Source organism: Marinobacter sp., assembly GCF_040904845.1.
Taxonomy (GTDB): domain Bacteria; phylum Pseudomonadota; class Gammaproteobacteria; order Pseudomonadales; family Oleiphilaceae; genus Marinobacter.
Genome location: NZ_JBBDSR010000015.1, coordinates 1 through 10,993, shown reverse-complemented (window position 1 = coordinate 10,993; position 10,993 = coordinate 1). Strand labels below are relative to the sequence as shown.

At 57.1% G+C, this 10,993-nt stretch carries 7 protein-coding genes; 1 reads left to right on the top strand and 6 read right to left on the bottom strand.

Annotation, left to right across the window (positions count from 1 at the left end; translation table 11 throughout):
• Nucleotides 1-144: 144 nt before the first annotated feature.
• From WD429_RS01690 to zapE, 5 genes are all read right to left on the bottom strand, one after another.
• The gene (locus tag WD429_RS01690; RefSeq protein ID WP_368420440.1) at nucleotides 145-2,841 is read right to left on the bottom strand and encodes a response regulator transcription factor; all 2,697 of its coding nucleotides are present in this window, start codon (nucleotides 2,839-2,841) and stop codon (nucleotides 145-147) included.
• A 272-nt stretch (nucleotides 2,842-3,113) separates the two neighbouring features.
• Entirely contained in the window at nucleotides 3,114-4,475 is a 1,362-nt protein-coding gene (locus WD429_RS01685) for a DUF1329 domain-containing protein (protein WP_368420439.1), read from the bottom strand.
• 33 nt (nucleotides 4,476-4,508) lie between these two features.
• Complete coding sequence (locus WD429_RS01680) at nucleotides 4,509-6,362, bottom strand: DUF1302 domain-containing protein (protein ID WP_368420438.1); 1,854 nt, start codon at nucleotides 6,360-6,362, stop codon at nucleotides 4,509-4,511.
• A 417-nt stretch (nucleotides 6,363-6,779) separates the two neighbouring features.
• On the bottom strand, nucleotides 6,780-7,964 hold the full coding sequence (locus WD429_RS01675) for an acetyl-CoA C-acyltransferase (protein WP_368420437.1): 1,185 nt from the start codon (nucleotides 7,962-7,964) through the stop codon (nucleotides 6,780-6,782).
• Nucleotides 7,965-8,184: 220 nt separating this feature from the next.
• Nucleotides 8,185-9,282 (bottom strand): cell division protein ZapE, encoded by a 1,098-nt coding sequence (gene zapE / locus WD429_RS01670; RefSeq protein WP_368420441.1) that lies wholly within the window; start codon nucleotides 9,280-9,282, stop codon nucleotides 8,185-8,187.
• Between the two features lie 231 nt (nucleotides 9,283-9,513).
• Here zapE and WD429_RS01665 point away from each other — a divergent pair, with 231 nt between their 5' ends.
• On the top strand, nucleotides 9,514-9,960 hold the full coding sequence (locus tag WD429_RS01665; RefSeq protein ID WP_368420436.1) for a YhcB family protein: 447 nt from the start codon (nucleotides 9,514-9,516) through the stop codon (nucleotides 9,958-9,960).
• A 191-nt stretch (nucleotides 9,961-10,151) separates the two neighbouring features.
• Here WD429_RS01665 and WD429_RS01660 read toward each other — a convergent pair whose 3' ends face one another.
• On the bottom strand, nucleotides 10,152-10,895 hold the full coding sequence (locus tag WD429_RS01660; protein ID WP_368420435.1) for a Nif3-like dinuclear metal center hexameric protein: 744 nt from the start codon (nucleotides 10,893-10,895) through the stop codon (nucleotides 10,152-10,154).
• Nucleotides 10,896-10,993 lie beyond the last annotated feature (98 nt).

The following is a 10,993-nucleotide window of genomic DNA, read 5'->3' as shown; positions in this document are numbered from 1 at the left end:
TGTCGGATTACGCTTCGCTAATCCGACCTACGGAAAGTTATAGCAAGCCCTACCGGTTTTATAGCAAACCTGTCGGATTACGCTTCGCTAATCCGACCTACGGAGAGTTATAGCAAGCTCTGCCGGTTTTCTAGCAGACCAGCTTTACAACAGGCCCAGCTCTCGGGCGCGGACGGTGGCTTGAGTGCGGGATTTCACTTGCAGCTTGGCGTTGATGCGCCGGGCGTGGGTTTTCACCGTGTGCAGGGATATGTGCAGCTGGTCAGCAATTTCCTGGTTGGACAGTCCCTTGGCGATCAGCCCCAGCACACCCTGCTCGCGGTCACTAATGGGCTCAGCCAGGGGCACGGCGTTCACTTTTGCTTCTGACAAACCAAAGAGCTGCCCCAGCGCCCGGGTAAACTCACCCTCCGGCAATTGCGGATACGCCTTTTCCATCAATTCGCCCATTTCATACCGCAATTCCGCAAACGGACTGATAAAGTGCTCCCGGGCGGCGAGATTGACCGCCTGTGACAACAGTTTCTGGGCGGTCGCCAAGCCTTTCTCACGCAACGCCACCATGCTTTCAAGCAGTCTAAGATGCAGGTCCAGCGCAAACGATATCACCCGGTTTCCGCTGAGGCGGATGTGCCGAAGCGAGAGTGCAGCCTTGAGATCGTCGCCGCGCGCCAACTCCAGCCGGACCTGAAGCGAATCCAGCAGCCCGGGCATCATCGGAATCAGTTCCGGCACGCAACCGGTTTCGCGGTAGGGTTGCAGTCGCTCCATGGCATGACTGGCACTCTCGATGTTGCCGGAGACCAGCCAGCAACTGGCCTTGAGAGCCTCCAGAACCGGCACATAGACCGACTCATCCACTTGCCAGGCGTGCATGGTTCGCTCGGCCCGGCCAATCCACACAAACGCGTCCTCAAGGCGGCCTCGGGTGCGACATATTAAAACCCGCAACGCCATGGCCAGAAGCAGTCCCAGATCGCGAGTCTGTTCGGCGTGGCGGCCACAGGACACCAGAAGCCTGTCGGCCTCGGCTTCACGCCCCTGGTGCCAGAGAACCAACACAAGATTCAACTGGAGACGGGTCTCGCCCACCCGGGTTGGGCGCGACGTTTCGTTCATCGCTGTATCCAGGCCGGTTCGCAGTAACTGTTCGGCGTGCTTGAGTGCCCCCTTCCCAAGTTCGATCCGGGCATGCGTGTACACCGCCAGCGCTTCGGATCCAGAATCACCCGCTTCGCGAGCCAGACGGGCCGCCGCACGGTTTGCCTCCCGGGCTTCGGAAAAACGGCCGGCTGCGCAGAGCGCACTTGAGCGAACCATTTGCGTCACTAACTGGCCCTGTGTGGACAGCGCCTCAGCGGAGAGCGCGGCATCCGCTGCTTCCAGCGCTTGATCCACATAGCCCTCACCGCGAAGGATGAATGCTTTTAGCGCGTTTATTCGGCCGGCCATGGCCTCTCGGTCCTCCGCGGGAAAACCTTCCAGCAGGGCACGCGCCTGCCTGAACTGACCGCCAATGGCATGCACCCAGCTGTAAACAACCCTAAGACGCGCACTCTGCTCAAGCAGCCCCATGGGAAGCGAGCGACGCAGGCGAAGGAGCGATGCCGTGTCCTGTCCGATCAGAAGCGCCTCAGAGCCTTCAGAGGCGATTCGAACCGCCTCATCGGCATTTTCAGACAAGAGCGCGTATCGCAGCGCTTCCGGTAGCTGGCTTCGTTGGCTGAACCAGCGGCTGGCTGCCAGCGCCCGGTCCGCGGCACCGTCGAGCATTGAGCTTCGCAGCCATTCGTGAAACAACGGATTAAAACGGAACCAGCGACCACGCCCGGGAATGGGTCGGAGTGGTAACCCGGCTTCTGCAGCGACAGAGGGGCGGAAAGCCGCATCACAGAAATGATCAGACACACACCCGAACAGATCATCAGAGACCAGATCCATCTCAGCCATGATCCTGAGCGACCGTTGTTGCGGGGGCGTCAGGCGGGCAAGAAGCGAATCCCTGAGGAATCGTTCAACACTGACGGTTTCCTGAATCGGCAGTCTGGATTCGGCCAGCGCCGAGAGCTCCCGTTGATAGAGCGCAAGAGGCGTCACCCATCCGTCCGTCAGGGCGTATAAATGGTCAACCGCGACGGTGGTCAGTTGGCTGTTACCAAGGGCGCGACCATAAAACTCGAAGGTCTCCTGGCGTGACAGCTCCAGCACATCCGGGCCAAATCGGGTAAAACGGCCGTCCAGCTCCCAACGATGCGTTTCAAAAGGCAAAGGCTTGCGGGACACCAGCGCAAGGGTGAGACCTTCAGGCAGCTCAGCCAGCAGCTGCTCCAGCAACTCGATCACCAACGGATGGCTCACCAGACCCAGGTTATCAAGCACCAGAACACCACTGTTCTCCGCCACTTGCCAACACTCATCTGCCAGCAGTACCGAAAGCGTTTCGCTGTGATCAGCAGACGAATGCGACAAAGCGGCTTCGCCGGACGCCTGTGGGTTCAGGGCAACCGCCAGCAGGGACATAAAACGGGACGGTGCATTGTCCTGGGCCGACAGCGACACCCATTTGACGGCTTCTTCCGGCCAGTTCGATGCGTGAAGTGCCGCCAGTAACGCATGGGATTTGCCATAGCCACAGGGACCTTCCAGATAGACGACCGTTCCGGTTTCCAGCGCAGACTGTAGCCTGCTGGTCAGATGTGGCCGCTTCAGGTCATCGGATGGTGGTGACGGAATCCGGACCCGTTGCCGCAACAGGTCCTTGACCAGCTCGCCACGGTAGACTCCGGACGAGACAGACTGGAATTCATCGTTGGCAGCACTGCCATCATCGAATGGTTTCACACTTCGCCCCGTTCAAGTCCGGCTTGCCGGTAATGACACGCAGTGTCACCCGCCTCCGGATGTTGCAGTCTCTGCAAAGATTTTTGTGGGTACCGCCATCGGGTACGCCTTTAGTATGAGAGAGAGGTTAAACCAAATACGGGGCGAGCTGCAAAACTTTGACGTAACAGTACGTTGTTATGTGGCGGGTTTTCAGCGTTGTTTCGCTGGGTTCAGGCGGGTAAACAAAAACGGCGGGCCAGAGCCCGCCGTTTTCAACACTTGAGGTCGTCTTACCGGGTACCGGCGCGACGCAGGGCCGAAGGCGTGTACTCACGGGAGTTACGCTTGACACCGAAGGTGTACGGATCCTTCTCTTCGTTGGTCAGGCCCAGAGCCAGGTACCGGCCGGAGAGCAGATCGTACAGGACCTCGATGGCGTACCAGGGAACGTCCACATCGTAGAACTGCATGGCATGCGCTTCGGCTACGCGCCAGAGCTCACCACGACCGTCGTAATGATCGATCACACTCGCCTGCCAGGTGTCTTCGTCGAAGAAGAAGTCACGCTGGGCATAAATATGACGTTCGCCTTCTTTCAGGGTCGCACGCACGTGCCAGACGCGGTGCAGCTCATAGCGAGTCAGGTCCTGGTTGATATGGCCAGCATGGATAATGTCATCATAGCTCAGGTCACGGTCCACCAGCTTGTAGGAGTTGTACGGAATGTACATTTCCTTTTTACCAACCAGCTCCCAGTTGTAGCGGTCGGGTGAGCCGTTGAACATGTCAAAGTTGTCCGTCGTTCGCATGCCGTCTGCGGCCGTACCCGGTCCGTCATAGGCAACCTGAGGAGCACGGCGAACGCGGCGCTGACCGGCGTTGTATACCCAGGCACGACGGGCTTCTTTAACCTGGTCCAGTGTCTCGTGGACCAACAGTACGTTACCTGCCAGACGCGCTGGCCCGGTAATCGCCTGCTTGAAGTAGAACAAAACGTTGGGGTCCTGGTCCGGAGCGTAATCCTCCAGATAGGCACGCCACGTCAGCTCGTCCTGGAACTTGACCACGCTGTAAGCACCGCCTTCCGTCGGCGTGACCTGGCCTACATTTCGCTGAACAGAGCCACCGCGATAACGGGTGATGTGGTTCCAGATGGCTTCCACCCCATTGTTCGGAATCGGGAACGGTGTGGCATCCTGATAGTTCGCGATGCCGTTACCGTCCTTGATCAGCTCCGAGCTGGTCGCGTTCTTGACCGTATCATCCATGACCGACTGCGGATAAGTCGCCGTCCGACGGGTCTCGTAGACCGGGATTTTGTAGTCATCGTAGTTCTTGATCATCGCTACCTGCCCCGGGGACAGCTTGTCGGCATACTCGTCAACGTTGCTCTGATCAATGGTGAACTGGATTTCATCGTCCGGGAACGGGTTCAGATAGATACCATCATTCCTGTAACTGGCGGGGGGCTCTGAGAGACCGCCATCCCAGGCAGGAATCTCGCCGCCGTTACCCGCTTTCTCTGCACCCATCGGAGTCAGGGAATCACCGAGTTTGGCCGCTTCCTCTTGGGATACCAAACCATGGGCACTGCCAGCAAACAATGTTGCAGCCAGAACACCTGAGGCCAGTAGCTTCTTGTTCAGTTTCATTTAAGTTACCTCGTTAAACGAATTCGTGCCGGTTCAGAAGGAGTAGGAAACGCTCGCACTCACGAAATCACGGTCAGTCAACTCGTTATACGGTTTGCCACCGAAAAAGTTTGTGTAACCGATGTTGCCGGTGATCTTGTTCTGATATACGCCCTGAAGCGAGATACCGATTGCTTTGCTGCTCTCGTTAAAGGCTCCGCCGGGTTGAGGAGAATAGCCTTTAACATCGTGGCTCCAGGCAAGCTGTGGTGACAGGTTTATACCAGCCATCGCGTTCGGGTAATCCCAGACCAAACGGGTACGGTAGCCCCAGGAGAAGTCTGTGACAAAACCGTCTTGAGTGCAGTAACTGGTGTTGATATTCAGTGCAGCACCGGTCGCACCAGAACCATCACAGGCACCGCCCGGAAGCTCGCCGATGCCGAAGGTACCGGAACGGCCATAGCGGGCTTCGTCCTGATCCGGAAAATCGTGGATGTAGGTAGCGCCAAATTCCGTGATCAGTGACAGCCGGCTCGCGCCCATCACCTGGTCGAAGAACTTGATCAGGGTGAACTGTGCCTGAGACACGTTAAAGCGGTCATAGCCGTCCACTTCCTGGCCCCGCAGATCCGCACCACCGGCTTCTTGTTCACGCTGGACCTGCAGCAGACTGGCAGGCTCGCCCGTTTCCGGATTCACTTGCTGAAGGCCACCGTAAATCAGTTCAAACGCATTCCACTGGATCGGCATGTTGTCGCGGAAAGAGTATTCCGCGCCGAGCGACCAGCCACCCGGTGTGGTGGTGTTGATGCTGACACCATAGAGGTTGATGTTTTCCGGGTACTCAATGAAATACGCCGGGAAACGCTCGCCTTCACGGTCATCACGTACGGTACCGCTGACGTATGGCAGGCGGCTGTTGTACTTGATGTAATAGAAGCCTAGCTCGGAGTCGTTCAGCTGGGGAACGTACCAGCGCATGGCCACACCGAACTGATCTTTGGAGTCAGCCTCTTTGTCGGCCATCCGCGGCGCGACAAAACCCTGTGCCAGGGCTTGTGAATCCGGTAGCTGGCCGGCCAGCAGAACCGGGCCACAGCCATCTGACGCAAAATCATTGGTCGAGAAGAAGGTGCCACAATCGTCAGGACGAATCGGTTCCCAGTCGGCCTGCACGAACGTTTCGAGGGTAATGTTCTCGGTCACGCCTGCAGACATGTAAAACATTTCCACCGGCAGCAGGGCATCTTTCAATTGAGAGCCAGGGGCGCGGAAAGCCGGAACGTCGATCGGGTTAATGACGTTGATACCGCCCTGGATAAAGGTGCTCTCACCCCAACTGAGTACCTGTTTACCATAACGCAGACTGACCGGCGTATCGCCAAAGTACCAGTCAGAAAACACGTAGGCGTCAAGAATTTCTCCACCTGATGCGTTGTCTTTGGCCTGGTCATTCAGTTCACGCTGCTGACCCACGTCGTCAACGGCCCGGTCGCCATCTTTCAGTTCAAAGTCATACCAGTAACGACCGCGCAGCAGACCACCGACTCGGGTCAGGTAGGTGCTGTCAACGTTGTAGTTCAGGTAAAGTTCACTGTTGCCTTTGGCTACGTGGGAGACCACATCGCCTTTTTCAAAGTTGAGGTTGCCGTCATCGTAGTTGTTGGTTGACGCACCCACAGTGGTGTTTGCGAACTCAGGCCCCAGGTTACCCTGAGCAATCAGGCGCCGGTCACGTTCCTGGGTGCGCCAGGTGGCGCCGTATGAAAGCGTCGTGTTGAACTGAGCTTCTACGTCCCCCACATAAAATGAATAGGCAGCTGCCTGCCCGGACATGCCGGCTGCAACCGCCACGGCCAGCGGCAATTTGGCCCACTGCTGCCATTGTTGTGTTTTTCTTGTCATTGGAAGGCTACTCCATTGTTGTTCTGAGTCGCTGCTCTGATTATTGGTATTCACGATGTTAGGAGGCTTCATGCACAGTACTCGTGATGCTGGCACTATAGCTAACGCTCTCGGGCGCTTTGATCAGTCAAAAGTATGATTTTACTGTCACACCCTCTTTTACCATCGGGGTTCTCTCGCACAGAATCACTATAGACAACAATAGTAAATGCAACCACCTTGTTTATGTACCCCTTTTCTCCGGGGCGGCATCCATGGATCGGGTGCAGGTAACTCGAGGTTTGATGGGGAGGGGGAAATCTTTCTCCAAAACTGTGCGGAGCCATGGATGGCGGAGCCCAAGCGTCACATGGATGTGCCGAAGGAGCGTGTTTTGGAGAGAGATTTCCCCCTCCCCAAAACACCCAAGTCCAAAATTTACAGCAGCTCGATAGCCATAGCCGTCGCCTCACCGCCACCAATGCACAGGGCCGCGACGCCTTTCTTCTTGCCGTAACGCTGCAGCGCGTACATCAGGGTGACCAGCAAGCGGGAGCCGGTAGAGCCGACAGGGTGACCCTGGGCGCAGGCACCGCCGTGGATGTTGACCTTCTCAGGGTCCAGGCCCAGTTCGCGGATCGGCATCATGGCCACCATGGCGAAGGCTTCGTTGATTTCGAACAGGTCAACGTCTTCCTTGCTCCAGCCGGTCTTCGCGAACAGCGTCTCGATGGCCCCAACCGGAGCACAAGTAAACTCGGCTGGATGCTGAGACTGAGTGCTGTGACCAACAATGCGAGCCAGTGGCTTCAGGCCGCGCTTTTCGGCTTCAGACTCGCGCATCAACACCAACGCAGAAGCCCCGTCGGAAATGGAAGAGGCGTTGGCTGCGGTTACGGTGCCGTCTTTGCTGAACGCCGGGCGCAGGCTCGGGATTTTTTCGATGTTGGCGTTGTGCGGTTGCTCGTCGTCTTCTACCACGACCTCGCCTTTGCGAGTTTTGACGGTGACCGGAATAATTTCGTCTTTCAGCAAGCCTTCTTCAATGGCTTTTTTGGCCCGGGTGAGGGACGCGATGGCGTAGTCGTCCATTTCTTCCCGGGTGTAGCCTTTCTTGTCGGCCATTTCCTGGGCGAAAGCACCCATCAGACGGCCAGTTTCGGCATCTTCCAGACCGTCGAGGAACATGTGATCTTGCGGTGCCTGTCCCGGGCCCATGCGGTAACCCTGGCGCGCGCCGAGCAATACGTAGGGCGCGTTGGACATGCTCTCCATACCGCCGGCAACCATGATGTCGTTACTGCCGGCTTTGATCAGGTCGTGGGCAAACATAGCGGCTTTCATGCCGGAGCCGCACAGCTTGTTGATGGTGGTGGCACCGGTGTTATCCGGCAGGCCCGCCTTGCGCATGGCCTGACGCGCAGGCCCCTGCTTGAGGCCTGCGGGCAGTACGTTGCCCATGATGACTTCCTGCACATCCGCCGGCTGCAGGCCGGCGCGCTTAACGGCTTCAGCGATGGTGAGCGCACCCAGCTCGGGTGCGGAAACAGGGGCCAGGCTGCCCATGAATCCGCCCATGGGGGTGCGAACGCCGCTGACGATGACTACGTTATCTGTGCTCATATCTGAACCTCTGTGTTGGTTAATCGGTCAGTTTGTCGGATTACGCTGCGCTAATCCGACCTACTTGAAAGCTGGGTGTAGGTCTAATTCGGCCTACTTGAAGTCGGGTTCCGCTGCTTGTCGGATTACGACTGCGCTAATCCGACCTACTTGAAGGTTGGGTGTAGGTCGGATTAGCGCAGCGTAATCCGACATTCCTGATTGCTATCTATTTCTGTGGTTAGGGCTTGTGCGCCGCTTCCAGATACTCCTGAGACTGCATCTCCAGCAAGCGCGATTCGGTGCGCTCAAATTCAAAATCCAGGCGGCCGCCTGAGTACAAATCAGTAATGGCGGCGGCGGCGGATATGATGACTTTCACATTGCGGTCGTAAAACTCGTCGATCATATTTACAAAGCGACGGGCCTGGTCGTCTTTTTCACCGCCAAGCACCGGCACGTTGCTGATGATGATGGCGTGAAACTGCCGTGACAGTTCGATGTAGTCATTCTGGCTGCGCGGGCCGTCGCACACGTCTTTGAAATCAAACCAGACGACGTCGTCCGCATGCGCCTTGGCCGGAATTTTGCGGCCGTTGATTTCCATGGTTTTGCTGTGCTTGCCGGCTTCAACCGCCAGCGCATCAAAACTTTTGCGCAGGCTGATGTCAGCCTCTTCGTCGAGCGGGAAGTGATACAGCTCGGCCTGCTCCAGCGTGCGCAGGCGGTAGTCCACGCCGCCATCAACGTTGACTACATCGGTGTATTGTTTGACCAGCTCAATGGCCGGCAGGAATCGGGCGCGCTGCAGACCGTTTTTATAGAGGCCATCTGGCACAATATTAGAGGTACACACCAGGGTCACGCCCCGGCTGAACAGCCCGTCCATCAGCGTCGCTAGAATCATGGCGTCACCGATATCGGAGACGAAGAACTCGTCGAAGCAGATGACCCGGGCCTCGTCGGCGAAGGTTTTTGCCACCAGCTCCAGCGGGTTCTTCTCCCCATTGAGAGACTGGAGCTCGCGGTGAACGCGTTGCATGAATCGGTGAAAGTGCACGCGCATCTTGCGCTCGAACGGCAGAGACTCGTAGAACGTGTCCATCAGGTAGGTTTTTCCGCGCCCGACACCGCCCCAGAAGTAGAGCCCCTTAACCGGCTCTTCTTTGCCCTTCTTCAATTTGATGCGCAGCTTTGCCAAACCTTTATTACGTTCGCTTTCGGCAGTCACCAGTTTATCGTACAGTGACTGCAGTCGCTGGACGGCATCTGCCTGGGCCGGATCTTCCTGAAAATCCGAACGTTCGAGGTCCTGCTGATAGCGTTGCCAGGGAGTCATATGAGCGGTCATCAAGCCTGTTCCCGAAGAGTGGTCGTTCATTTACGGCGGCGTATTGTGGCCGATTTAGGTTTTTTTCGCCACGTCAGGCCTTCGGTGGAGGGTTGGTTGCCGTGTAATATGACGCAATACGACGATTGGCGCAGGCGTTGTGGATGGGCGCGAGCGATTTGGAACGTTATACTCCGTCAACGGGCTGAGCTCTCATATTGTTAAAGGACGACATATCTTATGACGAACCTGATTCTGGCAGCCATTGCCGCACTGGTTGTTGGCATAGTGATCGGCGTACTGGTCGGCCGCTCGGGGCAGACGACCAATCTGCGCCAGCGCCGTGTTGAGCAACAAATTGAGGAACTGCGTAGTGAATATACACGCTACCAGGCTCAGGTGAATGAGCATTTCATGGAATCCGCCCATCTCCAGCGTCGTTTAAACGATGCCTACCGCGATGTGAATCAGCATATGGCTCGTGGGGCGAACCGCCTTTGTAATGATGAGGAATGGACGGAGGAGCTGGATCAGGAAATGTCTCGTGCACGCCTTCAGGGTACTAACGATGACGGTGTGGAGCCGCCCCGGGATTACGCTCCGAAGGCCGGGCCGGAGGATAAGGGTACGCTGGCGGAAGACTTTGGCCTCAAGAAGGGCGATAAGCCGTCTACGTCTCAGGCCTGAACTTGCGGGAGCCGCCGGTGTTCAGACTGTTGGCGCAATGACTGGTTGAGTGTACTTTTCCAAAACACGCTCCTTCGGCACATCCATGTGGCGCTTGGGCTCCGCCATCCATGGCTCCGCACAGTTTTGGAAAAGTACACTCAACCAGTCACCGGGCATCTGGGGATGCCCCCAATTATTCTACTCGCTTCTCAAACCGGGTTATCACAATCAATAAACCGGTGATTCACGCCAAACTTTTCCTCCAGTGCCTTACCTAACGCCTTTACACCATATCTCTCCGTTGCGTGATGCCCTGCCGCGTAGTAGTGGATGCCGCATTCCCGGGCGGTGTGGGTCGTTGGTTCTGAAATCTCACCGCTGATGTAGGCGTCCAGGCCGGCATCCAGAGCCATGTTGATAAAGCCCTGCGCCGCGCCGGTGCACCACCCTACCCGTTTAATTTCCCGCTCGCCCGCGCCAACCCACAGCGGCTCCCGGTGGAGTTTTTCGGCGATCTGCTGGCCAAACTGTTCGGGGCTGATGGCCTGCGGCAGCTCACCTTCCCAGACCAGGCCGCCGAGGGGCCTCGGGTTCTGGATGCCAAGCACGTCGGCCAACTGACGGTTGTTGCCGTATTCGGGGTGGTCGTCCAGTGGTAGATGGTAGGCCACGAGGTTGATGTCGTGATCCAGAAGCTGCTTGATTCGCTGTCGTTTCATGCCCTGGATGCGCTGGTTTTCACCCTTCCAGAAGTAGCCATGGTGGACGAGGATCATATCGGCTTGGGCTTCGATAGCGGCGTCTATCAGGGCTTTTGAAGCGGTGACGCCAGTGACGATGGTGTGAACGTCGTCTTTGCCTTCGACCTGGAGGCCGTTCGGGCAGTAGTCCTGAAAATTTTCTGGCTGGAGCCATTGCTCGATTGTTTTGAGGATGTCGTTTCTATTAGCCATAACCAAACTCCTTTTAGCGATACCACCCAAGTTTGAGAAGCGGGGCGGCCAGGGCCTTCCGGGAATGTCGGAGGCCATGGATGGCCGGAGATCAAGCG

Bases quoted from the DNA above. Each gene is read 5' to 3' on its own strand.
- WD429_RS01685 (WP_368420439.1), bottom strand. From the start codon at position 4,475: ATGAAACTGAACAAGAAGCTACTGGCCTCAGGTGTTCTGGCTGCAACA.
- WD429_RS01680 (WP_368420438.1), bottom strand. From the start codon at position 6,362: ATGACAAGAAAAACACAACAATGGCAGCAGTGGGCCAAATTGCCGCTG.
- WD429_RS01675 (WP_368420437.1), bottom strand. From the start codon at position 7,964: ATGAGCACAGATAACGTAGTCATCGTCAGCGGCGTTCGCACCCCCATG.
- zapE (WP_368420441.1), bottom strand. From the start codon at position 9,282: ATGACTCCCTGGCAACGCTATCAGCAGGACCTCGAACGTTCGGATTTT.
- WD429_RS01665 (WP_368420436.1), top strand. From the start codon at position 9,514: ATGACGAACCTGATTCTGGCAGCCATTGCCGCACTGGTTGTTGGCATA.
- WD429_RS01660 (WP_368420435.1), bottom strand. From the start codon at position 10,895: ATGGCTAATAGAAACGACATCCTCAAAACAATCGAGCAATGGCTCCAG.